General features: G+C 66.2%; 17 protein-coding genes. 2 read left to right on the top strand and 15 right to left on the bottom strand.

Going from position 1 to position 17315, the window contains the following annotated elements; genetic code table 11:
• Nucleotides 1-56 precede the first annotated feature (56 nt).
• The 8 genes from ASPHE3_RS07195 to ASPHE3_RS07165 all read right to left on the bottom strand — a co-directional run bounded on the left by ASPHE3_RS07195 (nt 57) and on the right by ASPHE3_RS07165 (nt 6379).
• A complete protein-coding gene (locus ASPHE3_RS07195) occupies nt 57-1346 on the bottom strand; it encodes an MFS transporter (RefSeq protein WP_013600572.1) in 1290 nt (429 codons plus the stop codon).
• A gap of 57 nt (nt 1347-1403) precedes the next feature.
• Entirely contained in the window at nt 1404-2291 is an 888-nt protein-coding gene (locus ASPHE3_RS07190; RefSeq protein WP_013600571.1) for an SseB family protein, read from the bottom strand.
• A gap of 31 nt (nt 2292-2322) precedes the next feature.
• On the bottom strand, nt 2323-3072 hold the full coding sequence (gene priA / locus ASPHE3_RS07185; protein WP_013600570.1) for a bifunctional 1-(5-phosphoribosyl)-5-((5-phosphoribosylamino)methylideneamino)imidazole-4-carboxamide isomerase/phosphoribosylanthranilate isomerase PriA: 750 nt from the start codon (nt 3070-3072) through the stop codon (nt 2323-2325).
• Between the two features lie 39 nt (nt 3073-3111).
• Nucleotides 3112-3270, bottom strand: coding sequence for a hypothetical protein (locus ASPHE3_RS22255; protein WP_013600569.1), 159 nt, complete (start codon nt 3268-3270; stop codon nt 3112-3114).
• Nucleotides 3271-4035 (bottom strand): imidazole glycerol phosphate synthase subunit HisH, encoded by a 765-nt coding sequence (gene hisH, locus ASPHE3_RS07180; RefSeq protein ID WP_013600568.1) that lies wholly within the window; start codon nt 4033-4035, stop codon nt 3271-3273. It abuts the gene before it with no gap.
• Nucleotides 4032-4658 (bottom strand): imidazoleglycerol-phosphate dehydratase HisB, encoded by a 627-nt coding sequence (hisB, locus tag ASPHE3_RS07175; protein ID WP_013600567.1) that lies wholly within the window; start codon nt 4656-4658, stop codon nt 4032-4034. Before hisB ends, hisH begins: the two co-directional genes overlap by 4 nt.
• 59 nt (nt 4659-4717) lie before the next feature.
• Nucleotides 4718-5836, bottom strand: coding sequence for a histidinol-phosphate transaminase (locus tag ASPHE3_RS07170; RefSeq protein ID WP_013600566.1), 1119 nt, complete (start codon nt 5834-5836; stop codon nt 4718-4720).
• 126 nt (nt 5837-5962) lie between these two features.
• The gene (locus ASPHE3_RS07165; protein ID WP_081459828.1) at nt 5963-6379 is read right to left on the bottom strand and encodes a LysM peptidoglycan-binding domain-containing protein; all 417 of its coding nucleotides are present in this window, start codon (nt 6377-6379) and stop codon (nt 5963-5965) included.
• A gap of 322 nt (nt 6380-6701) precedes the next feature.
• Here ASPHE3_RS07165 and lexA point away from each other — a divergent pair, with 322 nt between their 5' ends.
• Complete coding sequence (lexA, locus tag ASPHE3_RS07160) at nt 6702-7436, top strand: transcriptional repressor LexA (RefSeq protein WP_013600564.1); 735 nt, start codon at nt 6702-6704, stop codon at nt 7434-7436.
• A gap of 58 nt (nt 7437-7494) precedes the next feature.
• Here the strand turns inward: lexA and ASPHE3_RS07155 are convergent, their stop codons facing one another.
• Complete coding sequence (locus ASPHE3_RS07155; protein ID WP_013600563.1) at nt 7495-9552, bottom strand: ATP-dependent DNA helicase; 2058 nt, start codon at nt 9550-9552, stop codon at nt 7495-7497.
• Nucleotides 9545-11128 carry a GTPase HflX gene (hflX, locus tag ASPHE3_RS07150; protein WP_013600562.1) on the bottom strand — a complete coding sequence of 528 codons (1584 nt, stop codon included), beginning with the start codon at nt 11126-11128 and terminating at the stop codon, nt 9545-9547. Before hflX ends, ASPHE3_RS07155 begins: the two co-directional genes overlap by 8 nt.
• Before the next feature lie 453 nt (nt 11129-11581).
• On the opposite strand from hflX, the gene ASPHE3_RS07145 reads away from it, so the two are divergent.
• Nucleotides 11582-12205: a class I SAM-dependent methyltransferase gene (locus ASPHE3_RS07145; protein WP_013600561.1), complete on the top strand. Its 624-nt coding sequence runs from the start codon at nt 11582-11584 to the stop codon at nt 12203-12205.
• On the opposite strand, the gene dapF is transcribed toward ASPHE3_RS07145, so the two are convergent.
• The 5 genes from dapF to recA form a co-directional block, all read right to left on the bottom strand.
• Nucleotides 12177-13121, bottom strand: a complete 945-nt coding sequence (gene dapF / locus ASPHE3_RS07140; RefSeq protein ID WP_013600560.1) for a diaminopimelate epimerase — start codon at nt 13119-13121, stop codon at nt 12177-12179. The two genes, ASPHE3_RS07145 and dapF, sit on opposite strands and share 29 nt — an antisense overlap.
• 24 nt (nt 13122-13145) lie before the next feature.
• Entirely contained in the window at nt 13146-14042 is an 897-nt protein-coding gene (gene miaA / locus ASPHE3_RS07135; protein ID WP_013600559.1) for a tRNA (adenosine(37)-N6)-dimethylallyltransferase MiaA, read from the bottom strand.
• 3 nt (nt 14043-14045) lie between these two features.
• Nucleotides 14046-15605 carry a tRNA (N6-isopentenyl adenosine(37)-C2)-methylthiotransferase MiaB gene (miaB, locus tag ASPHE3_RS07130; RefSeq protein WP_013600558.1) on the bottom strand — a complete coding sequence of 520 codons (1560 nt, stop codon included), beginning with the start codon at nt 15603-15605 and terminating at the stop codon, nt 14046-14048.
• 18 nt (nt 15606-15623) lie between these two features.
• Entirely contained in the window at nt 15624-16115 is a 492-nt protein-coding gene (locus tag ASPHE3_RS07125) for a regulatory protein RecX (protein WP_013600557.1), read from the bottom strand.
• Nucleotides 16116-16259: 144 nt separating this feature from the next.
• On the bottom strand, nt 16260-17315 hold the full coding sequence (gene recA / locus ASPHE3_RS07120) for a recombinase RecA (RefSeq protein ID WP_013600556.1): 1056 nt from the start codon (nt 17313-17315) through the stop codon (nt 16260-16262).

The following is a 17315-nucleotide window of genomic DNA, read 5'->3' as shown; positions in this document are numbered from 1 at the left end:
GGCGGGCGGGCCTCCAAAGGTCGGCCCGCCGTCGTGCATTTAACCGCAGGAGGGGTTCACACGGCAGCGCGCCGCCGCCGCTGCTGCAGCACCAGTCCGGCAAAGCACAGCACCACACCGGCAACGCCCACCGAGACGAACCCGCCGGAGGGCCCGATGCCGTCGATGAAAATGCCCGCCAGCGGTGCGCCCAGGGCCACGCCTGCCGTCAGGGCGGAGCCGTACCAGCCCATCGCTTCCCCGCGGCGGTCCTCGGCCACCAGGTCGGCAACTTTTTCCGACGCGGAGGACAAAACCGGCGCGCACAGCAGTCCCGGCAGGATGGAAACGAACGCCAGGGTCCAGGTGTCGTGCGCGAAGCCCATGGGGATGGTCAGTGCCGCCATGCCAAGCAGCAGGAGAATGGGCGACACCGGCCGGTGCATCGCACCGTAGACCAGCCCGCCCACCACGGACGCGGCGCACCAAAAGACGAAGACAATGCCGATTTCGCGCTGGTGCCCGCCCAGCTCCAAGGCTGCAACAATCCCCACGTCCGTGCCGCTGAGGACCATCCCCGCGCCGGCCGCGACGGCAAAGACTGCCGCCACGGTGGCGGTGAACCAGGCAAAGTTGTGGGCCACCCTGCCGCGCAGTCCCGGGCCTCCGCGCGCTTCTGCATGCGCCAGCTCGGCGGCCGGCTCCTGGAGGTGGGCGGGGGCAGCGGCAACTACCGCCGCCTCGGCAGCATGGCGCTCCTCCAGGCTGCTTTCCCCTGCCTGCCCGGCGCTGCGGGTGGGCGGGTTGAACCACATCAGGAACAACCCGGCCAAGGACGTGGATACACCGACAACCGTCAGTCCCAGCACCGTGAAGCCGCTGGTGGCGACGATCGCCCCGGCAGCCGGGCCGATCATGAAGACTATCTCGGTCGTGATCGCATCCAGCGCGAAGGCCGTACGGCGCTGATCGCCGTCGGCCAGTACACCCAGCGACTGGCGCACCACGCTGAAGATGGGAAGCGTCAGGAGCCCGCCTACGAACACAAGCGGCAGGAGCCACTGGTAGGACACATGCGGAACAACGGACCAGATGACCGATTCGGAAATAACCGACGGGATCAACGCGGTACGCAGGCCCACCGTGTCCACCCGCCGCCCGCGCCAAGGGGCGCCAACAGCGATGCCGATGGTCATGACGGCGGCCGCAGCACCGGCGGCGGCATATCCCTGGTCCAGGGTGAGGACGATGTGCAGGGTCAGCAGCACCCCCGCTGCCGAGTGGGGGATCCGGGCAACCATACCCACCAGCAACAGCCGGCGTATTGGCCGGACGGCAAGCAACTCCCGGTAGAGGGCGAAATTCACGGGTGTGATCCTTTGGTCTGCCGCAGCGGGCCGGGGATCACCCCACCTGGCTGCCGGCTAGTGGTTGGCGCGCCTCAACTTGATGTCGATCGAGTCGACGCGCTCCCCAAACAATACATTCCGTGACCACTGCGCCTGGAGTCCTGCCACCAGCTCCTGCACCCCTGCCGCATTGAGCCCGTCCTCGAGGTACAGCACCACCTGCAGCTCCGGTCCGGCGCCCCCGCCTGCCACCACTGTGCCGTCCGCCGCGCGTGCCGCCACTCCCCGCCCGGGAAGCAGTTCAACGCTCCGAACAGCGGGGAACCCTGATGCTGCCGCTCCCATCTCCGCGGCAAGGTCTTCATCGCGGTAGGACGGAAGCCAGTCCCGCTGCTGCGCCAACGCCCAGACGGCCGGCCGGCGGACAACGAAGGTGAACTCCTGCCCCGGATCAAGAACCAGCAGCTCGGCGCCTTCGGCGACAGCGGAGAGGGCCGCCCGCGCTGTGTAAACGGCGACCGGCCTGGCCCCTGGATGCCAGGCCGCCAGCGCCGCTGCCGACGTGAACGCCGGCATCGCGGTCCTGCCATCCGCTGCCTTCAGCGTGACCAGGGCCATGTCCGCCTGCTTGTCGGACTGCAGGCCGTGCCCGGCATCAGCTTCTTCCGCAAGCTGGGCAACGATGGGAATGAAGACACGGGCGGTGGCAAGCGCCGCCACGACGGCCGCTTCTTCCCCTGTTCCATTCCGAAGTGCCGCGACGGCGGCCTGGTAACCGGCGTCGGCCGTTCCGTCGTCGTCCTCGAAATTATGGATTTTGGCGTGTTCGCCCGCCAGGCTGCGGCCTGCCCACGGCTGCCCGGCTGAGTCCGCCGCGCCGCCCGCGCCTGCCAGCGCCGCTGCGATATGGCCAGGCAGGTGGCGTTGCGGAGTCCTGCCGGGCCCGGTTTCGTTGCTGGCCATGGCTGTGCCTTTGCTTTTGCGCCCGCGCTGCCTAGCGGCGGCCGGCGACGTCCAGGGCTTCGGGCAGTGTGAAGGCACCGGCGTAGAGGGCCTTGCCCACGATGGCCCCTTCCACGCCCAGCGGCACCAGCGAACGCAGCACCTTGAGGTCATCCAGGCTGGAAATTCCACCGGACGCCACCACGGGCTTGCCGGTCTTCTCAACCATCTGGCGCAGGAGTTCCACGTTGGGCCCCTGCAGGGTGCCGTCCTTGGTCACATCCGTGACCACGTAGCGGCTGCAGCCGGCTTCCTCAAGACGGCCCAGAACCTCCCAGAGGTCCCCGCCTTCCTTGGTCCAGCCACGGCCTGCCAGGGTGGTGCCGCGGACATCCAGGCCGACGGCGATCTTGTCGCCAAAGCGTTCGATGGCCCGGCGCGTCCACTCAGGGTTCTCCAGGGCGGCTGTTCCCAGGTTGACGCGGGCCACGCCGAGGCCAAGGGCGGCTTCCAGGGTTTCGTCGTCGCGGAGCCCGCCGGAGAGCTCCACCTTGATATCCAGCCTGCCCACCACTTCGCGCAGCAGCTCCGCATTGGAGCCACGGCCGAAGGCGGCGTCAAGATCTACAAGGTGCACCCACTCTGCTCCCTGCTGCTGCCAGTTCAGCGCAGCCTCCAGTGGGGTTCCGTAGCTGGTCTCGCTCCCGGCCTCCCCCTGCACCAGCCGGACGGCCTGGCCGTTGACGACGTCGACAGCGGGCAGCAGTTCAAGAACCGGCAAGTCGGTTGGGGCGGTGGTCATGTCAATCCTCAGGGTCGGGGGCAGGGTGGGCAGCGGCGGTCAGGAAGCCGGCAGCGTCAGCAGGTAGGCGGCGAGCAGCGACATCCCCGCCAGGACGTAAAACGATATCTGGGTCCAGAGCGGCTTATGCTGCTGCCGGAAGGACAGGGCGCCGCCGATAAGCAGGCCGGCGAGCCCCATCAGGAGAACCGACCACATCTAGGCGGAGCCGTCCGCGGGAGTCTCTGTGGTGCCCGGCTCCGGGGTGGCCTCCGGCTTGCGCAGGGCCTGCACCCAGTTACGCAGCAGCCGGGCTCCGGCGTCGCCGGACTTCTCCGGGTGGAACTGGGTTGCACACAGCGGCCCGTTCTCCACGGCTGCGATGAACGGTGCGCCGTGTTCTGACCAGGTGACCAGGGGCGGGGCCATCCTTGGCTGGATGACGTCGAAGTTCCATTCCTGCACACCGTACGAGTGCACGAAGTAGAACCGCTCGTTCTCGACCCCTGCGAACAGCGTTGAACCCTCGGGTACCTTGACGGTGTTCCAGCCCATGTGGGGCACCACATCGGCTGGCAGGAGCTCCACCTTTCCGGGCCACTCGCCGATCCCTTCCGCCTCGGTGCCGTGCTCGACACCCGCTTCGAAGAGAACCTGCAGTCCCACGCAGATGCCCAGGACCGGGCGTCCCCCGGCTACGCGCCGGCCGATAAGGCGGATACCGTCCACCGCCTTGAGCTCCCGCATGACGGTTTCGAAGGCACCTACGCCGGGAACCACCAGGCCGTCCGCGTTCAGGACATCCTCGGGCTTGGAGCTCAGGATAACCTCAGCCCCCGCCCGTTCCAGGGCACGGACCGCCGACCGCACATTACCGGAACCGTAGTCCAGCACGGTAACAGTGGGTTTCCCTTCCGGAGAAGGGAGCTTCCGTGAGGCTGAAGGGTCGATGATGGCGCCGTCGCGCAGGACCTGGCCGCTCACAGCGCACCCTTGGTGGAGGGGATTCCCTCAACGCGGGGATCCGGTTCCACGGCGGCGCGCAGGGCCCGGGCGAATGCCTTGAACTGGGCCTCCACGATGTGGTGGGGATCGCGGCCGGCAATCACGTTCATGTGCAGGCAGATCCCGGCGTGCAGCGTGATGGCTTCAAAGACGTGGCGGGTAAGGGACCCCGTGAAGTGCCCGCCGATCAGGTGATACTCCTGGCCCGCGGGTTCGCCGCCGTGCACAAGGTAGGGGCGGCCGGACACGTCGACGACGGCGTGGGCCAGCGCTTCGTCCAGCGGCACTGTGGCTTCACCAAACCGCCTGATACCCGCCTTGTTGCCCAGCGCCGTGCGCAGCACCTCGCCGAAGGTAATCGCGACGTCCTCCACCGTGTGGTGGACGTCAATGTGGATGTCACCGGTGGCCTTGACGGTCATGTCGATCAGGGAGTGCTTGCAAAGCGCAGTGAGCATGTGGTCGTAGAACGGCACTGAAGTGTCGATGTCCGAGACGCCGGTACCGTCGAGGTTGATTTCCACGAGCACGGACGACTCACTGGTGGCACGTTCCATGCGCGCAGTCCGGGCCGCAGCCGCATTCAATCCAGTGGTACTCATGCTTGGGTCCTTTAAGGGTCAAGGGGGTGGTCAGGGCTTCCAGCGCCGCTGCTTCCAGTCTAGGCCGGAAGGGTGGCCCGGCTTGCAAGGATGCTTTCCAGGGACGTCAGGAATGCTGTGGTTTCAGTCTCAGTTCCGGCCGTCACGCGAAGATGGCCGGAGATCCCGACGTCCCGGATCAGCACGCCGGCGTCCAGCAGTTCCTGCCACACCCGGTGCGGGTCCTCCAGGCCGCCGAAGAAGACGTAGTTCGAATCCGATGCAGCGGGCTTGAGGCCCATCCGCGTGAGCTCGGACACGATGCGGTCCCGCTGCTTCTTGATGTCCTCGACATCCGCCATGAGCGCCTCACGATGCCGGAGGGCGGCGAGGGCGGTGGCCTGTGTGATGGCGGAGAGATGGTACGGGAGACGGACCAGGCGGATGGCGTCGGTGACTTCAGGCGCTGCTGCCATGTAACCAAGCCGCGCGCCGGCCAGGGCGAAGGCCTTGCTCATGGTCCGGGATACGATGAGCCGCTCCCGGCCGGGAAGCAGTGTCAGCGCACTGGGCGTTCCGTCGTGGGCGAACTCATGGTAGGCCTCGTCCACAATGACAATGGCTTGGCTGGCTTCGCCAGCCTCATACACGGCTTCCACCACATCGAGCCCGAGCCCTGTTCCAGTGGGGTTGTTCGGGGAGCAAAGGAAGACGATATTGGGCTGCAGCTCCTTGACCTGCCGCGCTGCGGATTCAGCACTCAGTCCGTAGCCCTCAGCCCGCTCGCCCACCACGTATTCGGTATCGGTGCCGCTGGCCAGCAGCGGATACATGGAGTACGTGGGAGGAAAGCCAAGGGCTGTGCGGCCGGGGCCGCCAAATGCCTGCAGTACCTGCTGAAGGACTTCGTTTGATCCGTTCGCGGCCCACAGGTTGGATTCATCCAGCCCGTGCCCCAGGTATTCGGCCAGGGCCTTCCGGAGTTCGGTGAACTCCCGGTCCGGGTAGCGGTTGAGGCCTGCTGCGGCTTCAGTTACGGCTTCGCTGATGGCCGCCCTGACGTCCGCGGGGACACCATGGGTATTCTCGTTCACGTTGAGGAGAATGGGGACGTCCAGCTGCGGCGCCCCGTAGGGGGTCAGGCCACGGAGGTTACTGCGGAGGGGAAGCCGGTTCAGGCGCTCTAGCTGGTCATTCACCTGAACAGTTTAGTGCCAGCGCTTGGCCCCGGAAAATGTGACGGTGCCTTGTTCGCGCTTGGCGTGAAGGCGCCTCGGGGCCGGCCCGCCAAAGGCGTCGCTGACGCCGCGCCGTCCATGACCGTTCTATCCGACGGGAACGAACAACTGCTGGCCAGGATGCACTCCGCCCGCCGGCAGATTGTTCAGCTGCACGATGTCCGCCACCACATCACGGGCGTCGCGCTCCGGGGCGATACTTGCCGCGATGCCCCACAAAGATTCGCCGGGCTGGACAGTGACGGTAACGGTGGGCGTTGCGGCGAGGTCCGCCATGGAATCCGATGCCTTGGCCGGGGAATTGAAGAAGCCGGCCAGTGAGAGAAGCAGGGCTGCCAGCAGGACAAGGGGAATCCCGATCAGCACGACGCGTCCGCGGCGGGTGAGGCGCAGGGGCGGAAGCGGCGCAGGCCGCTCCTCCTGCCGTTCCTGGGACTCAGCGAGAAGCTGCCGCACTGGAAGCAGCTGTGGACGTGAACTCGGTGAAACAGGTGTAGCTGACATGAACTGATCCCTCCTGGACCGTACTGTGCTGCCCGGATGCTCCCCCGCTGCCCCTGAGAGGCTTTTCGACCGGACCTTCGAACGGCCCAGCTTGCGAATAGAACACATATTCGAACTTTGCTTCCTTAGTTTTAGCACCTATCAACGAACAATGTCGAGACTCGCTAGAACAAATGTTTGAAAAAGCCGTGTGGCTGGCCTAGTTTTGAACGAAAGAACAACCACCCGGACAGTCGATCAGCAGGGTCTGACATTCAAGGGCGGGATCGTCCGGGGCCTGGCCGCGGAAAGGCCCGGTGGACACCGAAAGGCATTGGCGAATATGGCAGCAGCAGCCGCCGGGGGCAGGGGAACCGTGCAACCGAAGAGGACCGCCAAGGGCCTGACGCCACGGCAAAAGAAGATCCTTGAAACCATCCAGCGCTCGGTCAATGAGAACGGGTACCCACCGTCCATGCGTGAAATCGGCGACACCGTCGGGCTGGCAAGCCTGTCCAGTGTTACCCATCAGCTCTCACAGCTGGAGAAACTCGGCTACCTCCGCCGGGACCCGAAGCGCCCCCGGGCCATGGAGGTCCTGATGCCCCTGACGCTGGACAGCGGGGCGGCAAAAACCCAGGGCCGGCCGGCTGATGCCGCGGCGCCCGGCGGCGCGACGGTCACGGAACTGCCCACGGCCCTGGACACCGCAATGGTTCCCCTGGTGGGCCGCATCGCCGCCGGCGGTCCCATCCTGGCCGACCAGCTGGTGGAAGACGTCATGCCCCTGCCCCGGCAGCTGGTGGGCCAAGGCGAACTCTTCATGCTCAGGGTTGCAGGAGACTCCATGGTGGACGCAGCCATCTGCGACGGTGACTGGGTGGTGGTCCGCAGGCAGGCCGACGCCGCCAACGGCGACATCGTGGCAGCCCTGCTTGATGACGAGGCCACCGTCAAGACATTCCGGCAGCGTGACGGCCACACGTGGCTGCTCCCCCAGAACACGCAGTACGAGCCCATCCTCGGCGACCACGCCACCATCATGGGCAAGGTGGTTTCAGTTCTCCGCTCGCTCTAGGCACCACTCCCGGAAGCCGCGTACTGCTGGGCGACGCGCTGGCCCGCTCCCGGCAGCCCTAGGCGTGTTCCCGGGCCAGCCTCTCCAAGGCAGCCACGGCGGTCTTCCGGTCTGTGGTGGACCAGAAGGGCGGAAGGGCAGCACGGAGGAACCCGGCGTAGCGCTCGGTGGCAAGCCTGGAATCCAGCACAGCCACCACTCCCCTGTCTCCCGTGGAGCGGATCAGCCGCCCGGCCCCCTGCGCCAGCCGGATGGCCGCGTGCGTGGCCGACACCGACATGAAGCCATTGCCGCCGGCCTGGGCTACAGCCCTTGAGCGCGCTGTCATCAGGGGATCGTCAGGCCGCGGGAACGGAATCCTGTCGATCACCACGAGCCGGCAGGATCCACCGGGAACGTCCACGCCCTGCCACAAGGACATGGTCCCGAACAGGCAGGTATTGGGTTCGTCCGCAAACTGCTTCACGAGTGCGGTCATGGTGGAATCCCCCTGGCACAGGACAGTCATGTCCAGTTTGGGGCGCAGCGCTTCCGCGGCCTCTTCCGCGGCCCGGCGGGAGGAAAACAGGCAGAGCGCGCCGCCCCCGGAGGCACGGATAAGCGCCTCAAGTTCAGCCAACGCTTCCGGGGACGCACCCCTGCCCGGCTTCGGCAGGTGCCCGGCCACGTAGAGGATGCCCTGCTTGGGATAATCGAAGGGCGACCCAACATCCACGCCGGTCCAGCTGGGGGCACCATCGCCCACAAGGCCAAGCCCGCCGGCCGCAGGTTCAAACGCGGAGCCGATGGCCAGGGTGGCCGAGGTCAGCACCACAGTGTGGCCGGCAAAGAGGCCCTCCCTGAGTTTCCCTGCCACGGACAGCGGCGCGATGTTGATCAGCGCCGGCGCGGTCTCGTCAGGCTGGGAGTATCCTTGCCCCGGGTCGAAGGAACTGGCGCGGGAAAACCAGACGACTTCGCGGTTCTCGCGGGCCGCCAGGAGCCGTTCGCAGAGTTCCAGGATGAGCAGCAGCCGTGAACGCGCAAGCTGCCGCCCGCCGTCGGCCGTGGTGCTGCTGTCCCCCTTGGAATCCGAGAGGGCAGCCCGGCATGCTTCACGCAGCTGGTCCACGCAATCCAGCTGCTCGTCATTCAGGCCATTCGGGAGCAGCCCGTTGGGAACGCCGGCAAGGGCAAGTTCCAGGTTGGCGGCGGCTGCGTTGAGCGCGTCAACCGTAATGGCGGTGTGCTTGCGGGCACCGGCCGCCGCGGCATGGACCATGGCCACGGAAAGCTGGCCGGATACCGCCCCGGTAACCCTGTCCTGCAGCTCATGGGCCTCATCCACCACCACGACGTCGTACTCGGGCAGCACTGCCAGGCCCTCGAAAGCGCTGACGGCCAGCATGGCATGGTTGGTCACCACCACATCTGCCTCGGCAGCATCCTGGCGGGCAAGCTCACTAAAGCATTCCGCAGCCATGGGGCACTTCTGCGCCCCGAGGCATTCCATTGACGTAACCGAGACCTGCCGCCACGCCCGGTCCGTCACTCCGGGCAGGAGCTCGTCCCGGTCACCGGTGGTGGTCTTCTCCGCCCATTCCCGCAGGCGGACCACCTCTTTGCCGAACTGGGAGGCCGGGCCGCCCACGGCAGCAGCGAAATGCGGGACGCTGGTGTCCTCGCCCAGGCTGAACAGCTGGCCTTCGGACGGCTCTTCGGAGGGAAAACCGCCCTCCAGTTTGTGCAGGCACACGTAGTTGGACCGGCCTTTCACCAAGGCGACCTTGACGGGCCGGTCCAGTGCCGGGGTGATGGCTTTGAGGAGCCGGGGCAGGTCCCTGCCCACAATCTGGGTCTGCAGTGCCAGTGTGGCCGTGGACACCAGGGCCGGCTTGTTGCTTTCGAGGGCGTGGGCGATCAACGGAATCAGGTAGGCCAGGGACTTTCCGGTACCCGTGCCGGCCTGGACCAGGAGGTGGTCCCCGGTCTCGATGGCACGAGCCACCTGCCTGGCCATCTCGTGCTGCCCGTCCCGGCTTTGCCCGCCCATCGCCGCAACAGCCCGGTCGAGCAGTTCAAGCACGAACTGCTCGCCGGGCGTGCCCGTGGCCTGGTCAGCCACGAGGTCAGTCATTGCTGGCGAAGGGTTCCAGTTCAGCCGCCAGGCCTTCCCGGACTTTGACTACTGCCCGGGTGCCGGCTTCATCGTGGTCAACGCTGATAATCTCCGCGTCGGATTCGTGGAGCTTGCTGACCAGGTCCCCGCGGTCGTAGGGGATCAGCAGCTCAAGCTTCACCGACGGCCGCGGAATCGCCTCGCTGATGGCCCTGAGCAGTTCCGGGATACCTTCACCCGTCCGTGCGGACACCACAACGTGGCGCGGTTCGCGCTGCTTGAGCCGCTCCACCACAAAGGGGTCGGCGGCGTCTGCCTTGTTCAGGACGATAATTTCGGGGACCTTGCGGGCGTCAACCTCGCTGAAGACCTTGCGGACCGCAGCGATCTGCCCTTCCGGATCGGGGTGGGAGGCGTCCACCACGTGCAGGATCAGGTCCGAGTCCGCCACTTCCTCCAGGGTGGACCGGAAGGCTTCCACCAGCTGCGTGGGCAGGGACCGCACGAAGCCCACGGTATCGGCCAGCGTGTAGCCCAGGCCGTCGGCGGTTTCGGCTTTACGGACGGTCGGGTCCAGGGTGGCGAACAGGGCGTTCTCCACCAGCACCCCGGCGTCCGTGAGGCGGTTCAGCAGTGAGGACTTGCCGGCGTTGGTGTACCCGGCGATGGCCACCGAGGGCACTTCATTACGACGGCGGTTGGCGCGCTTGGTCTCGCGGGCTGGCTTCATCGCGGCGATCTCCCGCCGCAGCTTGGCCATGCGGGTACGGATCCGGCGGCGGTCCAGCTCGATCTTTGTTTCACCGGGACCACGCGAACCCATGCCTGCAGCTGCGCTGCCCACCTGGCCACCGGCCTGGCGGGACATCGATTCACCCCAGCCGCGGAGGCGCGGCAGGAGGTACTCAAGCTGTGCCAGCTCCACCTGGGCCTTGCCCTCGCGGCTCTTGGCGTGCTGGGCGAAGATGTCCAGGATCAGGGCGGTCCGGTCAATGACCTTGACCTTGACGATGTCCTCCAGGCCACGGCGCTGCGAGGGTGCCAGTTCGGCGTCAACCACCACTGTGTCTGCACCTGTGGACATCACGATGTCCTTGAGCTCCTGGGCTTTTCCGGAGCCGAGGAACGTTCCGGGATCCGGCTTGTCGCGCCGCTGGACCAGCCCGTCAAGGACTTCGGAGCCGGCCGTTTCGGCGAGGGCTGCGAGTTCCCGCAGCGAGTTCTCGGCGTCAGCGAGGGTTCCCTCTGACCAGAGGCCGGCCAGGACAACGCGCTCAAGTCGCAGCTGCCGGTACTCGACTTCGGTGACGTCCTCGAGTTCAGTGGACAGGCCAGCCGTGCGGCGCAGGGCGCGGCGTTCCTCGAGATCCTGCTGGTCGCCGTCGTACGTTGTATGTTCTTCGTCGAGGCGGGAGATCGCCTGCGCCTTGCCAAGGACTGCCTTCCCGTCCCTTCCGTCCTCACCGCCGGCTGGCGTGGTAAGGCCCTTGGCCGGTACGTCCTTGGAGAGAATCCGGTCGATAACAGCCTGGATTTCCTCAGGACTCATGTCCTGGGCGGCTGGATCAGATCCGGTGTTGGGCTGGCTGGTCATGGTCTCCTTTGAAGGTTCGGCAGTTCCAGAATAGTGCCGATTGCTGGTGATTGGGGAAGTATTCGCGCTGGGCTGAGGGCCTGCGGTCATCCAAGCCTCCTGGCTTGTTGGGCCGGGCGCCCGCGAAGGCTGCCACGGCGGGCATGCCACGACTCAAGTACGTGGCGGATGTGAAAGCGGCCGGAGAAACGGCGGGAAGCCAGGCATCGGACTGACTTTCGAGTGTTGTCCGGCGACCGGCCAAACAAGGAAGCGTCTGGTCCGGTGCACTCGGCGGAAGGTTGGGAAACCTGCGTCGCCGGGGTTTGGGACATGGCTGTCGCTGGAGGACAGGCTTCGGACGGGACGGGCCCGTGCCGGTTACTCGAAGATCAGGAACATGCCCTCCAGCGTAGCAGAGGACCAAAGCGGCGGTTTCCCTTTACGCTGCAAGGGGAACTACTCTGGCCAATTATGGAGTCCGCACATTATTTCAGCGCAACACCCGCCGGCCCTTTCACACGGAAGCCATTGACGGTCGAACTGGCCGGAGAAATGCGCAAGCTGCAGACTTCCAGCGGCATCTTCAGCCCGGACGGAATCGATAAAGGCACGGCAATCCTGCTCGCGGAGGTGCCCGCGCCCGCCCCGCAGGGAAACCTCCTGGACATCGGTTGCGGCTGGGGTCCCATTGCCCTGACCATGGCCCTGCGCGCTCCCTCGGCCCAGGTCTACGCGGTGGACGTCAACGAGCGGTGCATCACGCTGACCAACGAGAACGCGGCAGCCCTCGGGCTGACCAACGTCAAGGCCAGCACTCCCGAAGCGGTGGATCCCGACATCCGCTTCGACACCATCTGGTCCAATCCGCCCATCCGGATCGGCAAGGACGAGCTGCATTCACTGCTCAAGCTTTGGCTGCCACGCCTCGCGCCCGGCGGTACGGCCTGGCTTGTGGTGCAGAAAAACCTCGGATCGGACTCGCTGCAGCGCTGGCTGGCAGCCGAACTGGACGAATCCTTCGCCGTCAGCCGGGAAGCCACGTCCAAGTCATTCCGGATCCTGAAGGTCAGGAAAGCGTCCCGGTTGCCACAATAACGGCGGGACCGCTCAGCTCCACGTGCTCATGGCCGCCGGGGCCGGCAAAGAATTTGACGCCCACCTCGCCTCCCGGAACGTGGATGCGCCAGCTGTCGGGTGCTTCCGCGCCGGCCCAGTGCCGGATGGCCACTGCAGCGGCACAGGCACCCGTTCCGCACGATTGGGTCTCCCCCACGCCGCGCTCATGCACCCGCATGGTTACGGACCCTACGCCGTCGTGCACCAGGGGTTCGGACGGAACCACGAATTCCACGTTGGTTCCGTTGGCAGGGACGGGATCCACCTGCGGTGCCGTGAAGAGCCGCGTTCCTGCGAGCTCGGAAAGCTCTGCCAGGGCAACCACAGTATGCGGATTGCCCATGCTCACCGACAGGGCTGGCCGGGGGACCTCGAGGCCCTCGGCGGTCACCAGTGAGTCCATGGCCTTGGCAGTTGCCTCGCCCGGAAAGATGAACTCCCAGGGCCCCATGTCCACGGCATAGCCTTCCCCGGTCCGCACCACAGTCTTGACCCCGCCGCGGGTTCCGATGGTGAGGGCACCGCCATCGGGCAGGTCGACCAGCCCTTCGGCGCGAAGGAAATGGACGAAGACACGGACCCCGTTGCCGCACATTTCGGACAGCGAACCGTCACCGTTGCGGTAGTCCATGAACCACTCCGCCTCGGGGGCAGTTACCAGCAGTTCACGGCCTTCCGGCAGGAAGCGCGAGGGCACGGCCCGGATGAGTCCGTCCCCGCCAATGCCGCGATGCCGGTCGCACAGCGCTGCGACTTCGTCTGCTGCGATGCTGTGGGCGCCCTCCGGATCGGCCACCAGGACAAAGTCATTGCCGGTGCCGTGCCCCTTGGAAAAGCGGAGCCCGCTCAAGGTGCGGAAGGCCGGCTCGGTGGTTTGTGCGAGGGTTGCGTCCATGGTTCAAGATTACCGGGTCCAGGTTCAGCGGCTGAGCGCCGCTGCCTGGGCCACCAGGGCGGGATCCTGCCAGTCGAGCCAGTGGATGCGGGGATCGGCACGGAACCACGTCAGCTGGCGCCGGGCGAACTGGCGGGTGGCCACTATCGTTTCTTCAGCGGCCTCCGCGACTGTAGCTTCGCCGTCGAGCACCTTGAGGAACTGGGCGTACCCCAAGGCGCGGGAGGCCGTTTTGCCCTGGCGCAGGCCCTCGGACTCAAGCCGCTCAACCTCAGCGGGCAGGCCATTGCCCACCATGCGGTGGACGCGGAGGGCGAGCCGCTCGCGGAGCTGCGCGCGGTCAACGGTGAGTCCGATCTGGACGGCCGGCTGGAAATACTCGCGCTGCGGCATGAAGGAACTGAAGGGCCGCCCGGTGAGCTGGTACACCTCCAACGCCCGAATGATGCGCCGGTCATCTGAGACCCTTCCCGCAGACTCGGGATCCACTTGCCGCAGGCGCTCAAGAAGCACGGCCTGCCCGTGGGCGGCCAGGTCGGCTTCCAGCTCCCGGCGGAGCGCCGGGTCCGTGCCGGGAAACTCAAGGACATCCAAGGCTGCCCGGATGTAAAGGCCGGAGCCGCCGGCCAGGACGGCGCGCTTGCCGCGGGAGTGGATGTCCGAGACGGCTTCACGGGCCTGCTGCTGGAACCGGGAGACGCTGGCTTCCTCGGTGACGTCCAGGATGTCCAGGAGGTGGTGTGGGACCCCCCTGCGTTCGGACATCGTGATCTTCGCCGTGCCGATGTCCATGCCGCGGTAGAACTGCATGGCATCGGCGTTGATGACTTCGCCGTCCAGCTCGAGCGCAAGGCTGACGGCGAGGTCCGACTTGCCGGAACCGGTAGGACCTACGACGGCGATGACGGGCGGGGTGGCCACCGGTCAGCGGCTGCGGACGGGCAGCGAAGGCATGCCCAATGAAACACCTTTGCCGCCGGCAGCGCTGCCGGGTACCGGGGCACCGCAGGAGTCCGCCTGCGACCTGTCCCAGGCGTCACCGGCCCGGGAACGCCGGAGGCGGTAGTCCTCAGGCGTGGGATCGGCAACCAGGTGGAAGGAAGCGGCCTCGGTAATCGTGACGGTCACCAGGTCACCCGGCCGGGGTGCTGGGGCACCCTCGGGAACCGAGAAATGCACCAGGCGCTGGTCCCTGGACCGGCCGGACAGCCGGTGTGTTTCGCCTGCCTTGCGCCCGGACTGTGCCGTAACCATGACCTCAACCCGACGGCCCAGCTGGCGCTGGTTCTCTTCTGCAGCGATACGGTCCTGCAGCGCGGTGAGCCGTTCGAACCGTTCCTGCACCACGGCCTTGGGCAGCTGGTCCGGCAGGTCCGCGGCGGGTGTTCCGGGGCGCTTGGAATACTGGAAGGTAAAAGCCGTGGCAAACCGCGACTGCTCCACCACGTCCAGCGTGGCCTGGAAGTCTTCTTCGGTTTCACCAGGGAACCCTACGATGATGTCCGTGGAGATCGCCGCGTGCGGAATCCGTTCACGCACCTTGTCCAGGATGCCCAGGAACTTGGTGGACCGGTAGGAGCGCTTCATCGCCCGCAGGATGCGGTCTGAACCGGACTGCAGCGGCATGTGCAGCTGCGGCATGACGTTCGGGGTTTCGGCCATTGCCTCAATGACATCGTCCGTGAACGCAGCGGGGTGCGGGCTGGTGAAGCGGACCCGCTCCAGTCCGTCGATCCCGCCGCAGGCCCGCAGGAGTTTGGAGAACGCCAGCCGGTCTCCGAACTCCACCCCGTAGGAATTGACGTTCTGGCCCAAAAGCGTGACTTCGATGGCGCCGTCGTCCACGAGGGCCTGGATTTCGGCAAGGATGTCTCCGGGCCGGCGGTCTTTCTCCTTGCCGCGCAGTGCGGGGACGATGCAGAACGTGCACGTGTTGTTGCAGCCCACCGAAATGGAGACCCAGCCCGAATACACCGAGTCGCGTTTGGTGGGGAGGGTGGACGGGAAGACATCCAGGGATTCCAGGATTTCCAGCTGGGCCTCGCTGTTGTGGCGGGCGCGTTCCAGCAGGGCCGGCAGGGCCCCTACGTTGTGGGTACCGAAGACGGCGTCCACCCAGGGCGCCTTCTTGAGGATGGTTTCCCGGTCCTTTTGCGCCAGGCAGCCACCAACCGCGATCTGCATCCCCGGGTTTGCTGCCTTGACGGGTGCCAGGATTCCCAGGTTGCCGTAAAGCTTGTTGTCGGCGTTTTCACGGACTGCGCAGGTATTGAAGACGACGACGTCGGCCTGCTCGCCTTCCGCCTGGACGTATCCTGCGTCCTCGAGCATGCCGGCCATGCGCTCCGAGTCATGGACGTTCATCTGGCAACCGAAGGTCCGCACCTGGTAGGTGCGCGGCTTGTTGCCGTCCATGGTGGGGGCGCCTCCGGCGTCGATGGAAGTGCCAGTACCGGGCAGGGAGGAAGGGATGGTAAAACTCACCTGTTAAGGGTACCGGTTTTACCGTTCCGCATGATCTGCCGGAGCATGGCCGTCGAGGACCTCGTTCACGATCCTGAACGCCTGGGACGGCTGGTAGCCCTTGCGGGCCAGCATAGAGGCCAGCCGACGTGTGGCTTTGTCACGCTCAGACCTTTCCCGAAGGTCCATCCCGGGACGGAGCTTCCGCTCCACCAGCTGCCGGGCGGCCGCCTCCTCGTCAGCATCGGACAGCTGTTCCAGAGCTGCGGCGGCCGTCTCCTGATCGATTCCCTTGTCCGCGAGCTCGCGGCGGAGTGCACCCTTTGCGAGTTTTCGCGACTGCGCCCGGCTCCGGACCCAGGTGTCTGCGAACTCGGCGTCATTGATCAGGCGGACTTCCTGGAACCTGTCCAGCACGGCCTCGGCCACCTCTTCCGGGATGTTCCGCTCGGCGAGCTTCCGGGCGAGCTGGAGCCTGCTCTTTGGCGATGCCGTCAGCTGCCGGTAGACAATCGCCTGGGCAACCGACACAGGATCCGGCTCGGGATCGCCAAAGTTGGGTGCGTCGGGGTCGGCGGGCCCACCCTGCTCCCCTCCTGCAGGGGCAGCCGGGCGGGCCCGCCGTGGACGTCCGCCGCTGGTGCGGGGCCGTTCCCGTTCATAACCATTCAACGGCTAGAACCCGTCAACGGCCTTCAGTTTCGGGGAGTCCTTGGATTCTGCTTCTGCAGGCTTCACGCCGACCCCGAGCTTTTCCTTGATCAGGCGCTCCAGCTCGGCAGCAAGCTCAGGATTGTCGCGCAGGAAGCGCCGCGAGTTCTCCATGCCCTGGCCCAGCTGGTCACCGTCGTAGGTGAACCAGGAGCCGGACTTCTTGATGATGCCGTGCTCCACGCCCATGTCGATAATGCCGCCTTCACGGGAAATACCCTGCCCGTAAATGATGTCGAACTCTGCCACCTTGAAGGGCGGGGCCATCTTGTTCTTCACAATCTTCGCCTTGGTCCGGTTGCCGACGGAATCGGCTCCTTCCTTCAGGGTCTGGATGCGACGGACGTCGATGCGGATGGAAGCGTAGAACTTCAGGGCCTTACCACCCGTGGTGGTCTCAGGGGAACCGAAGAAGACGCCGATCTTCTCGCGCAGCTGGTTGATGAAGATCGCGGTGGTCTTGGTCTGGCTCAGGCGGCCGGTGATCTTTCGCAGGGCCTGGCTCATCAGGCGGGCCTGGAGGCCCACGTGGCTGTCACCCATATCGCCCTCGATTTCGGCGCGGGGCACCAGCGCCGCGACGGAGTCGATCACGATGACATCCAGGGAGCCGGAACCCACCAGCATGTCCATGATTTCCAGGGCCTGCTCGCCCGTGTCCGGCTGTGAGACCAGGAGCGCGTCGGTGTCCACGCCGAGTTTCGCGGCGTACTCGGGATCCAGGGCGTGTTCAGCGTCAATGAACGCAGCGATGCCGCCCTGCCGCTGCGCGTTGGCCACGGCGTGGAGCGCAACGGTGGTCTTACCGGAGGATTCCGGCCCATAGATCTCAACGACACGGCCGCGGGGCAGGCCGCCGATGCCCAGGGCAACGTCCAGGGCGATGGAGCCGGTGGGGATGACCTCGATCGGGGCACGGACTTCATCGCCGAGCCGCATGACCGAGCCTTTACCGAACTGCTTGTCAATCTGGGCAAGGGCTGCTTCGAGCGCTTTTGCACGATCCGGGGCTGCCGCCAT

Origin of the sequence: Pseudarthrobacter phenanthrenivorans Sphe3, from assembly GCF_000189535.1 — a bacterium.
Lineage (GTDB): Bacteria > Actinomycetota > Actinomycetes > Actinomycetales > Micrococcaceae > Arthrobacter > Arthrobacter phenanthrenivorans.
The sequence above is the reverse complement of the archived record's forward strand: the minus strand, read 5'-3'. Positions and strand labels throughout refer to the sequence as shown.

Excerpts from the sequence above, each read along its gene's own strand:
- ASPHE3_RS22255 (WP_013600569.1), bottom strand. The coding sequence starts at position 3,270 with ATGTGGTCGGTTCTCCTGATGGGGCTCGCCGGCCTGCTTATCGGCGGC.
- ASPHE3_RS07145 (WP_013600561.1), top strand. The coding sequence starts at position 11,582 with ATGGAGTCCGCACATTATTTCAGCGCAACACCCGCCGGCCCTTTCACA.
- ASPHE3_RS07190 (WP_013600571.1), bottom strand. The coding sequence starts at position 2,291 with ATGGCCAGCAACGAAACCGGGCCCGGCAGGACTCCGCAACGCCACCTG.
- hisB (WP_013600567.1), bottom strand. The coding sequence starts at position 4,658 with ATGAGTACCACTGGATTGAATGCGGCTGCGGCCCGGACTGCGCGCATG.
- hflX (WP_013600562.1), bottom strand. The coding sequence starts at position 11,128 with ATGACCAGCCAGCCCAACACCGGATCTGATCCAGCCGCCCAGGACATG.
- recA (WP_013600556.1), bottom strand. The coding sequence starts at position 17,315 with ATGGCGGCAGCCCCGGATCGTGCAAAAGCGCTCGAAGCAGCCCTTGCC.
- priA (WP_013600570.1), bottom strand. The coding sequence starts at position 3,072 with ATGACCACCGCCCCAACCGACTTGCCGGTTCTTGAACTGCTGCCCGCT.
- ASPHE3_RS07165 (WP_081459828.1), bottom strand. The coding sequence starts at position 6,379 with ATGTCAGCTACACCTGTTTCACCGAGTTCACGTCCACAGCTGCTTCCA.
- ASPHE3_RS07155 (WP_013600563.1), bottom strand. The coding sequence starts at position 9,552 with ATGACTGACCTCGTGGCTGACCAGGCCACGGGCACGCCCGGCGAGCAG.
- dapF (WP_013600560.1), bottom strand. The coding sequence starts at position 13,121 with ATGGACGCAACCCTCGCACAAACCACCGAGCCGGCCTTCCGCACCTTG.
- lexA (WP_013600564.1), top strand. The coding sequence starts at position 6,702 with ATGGCAGCAGCAGCCGCCGGGGGCAGGGGAACCGTGCAACCGAAGAGG.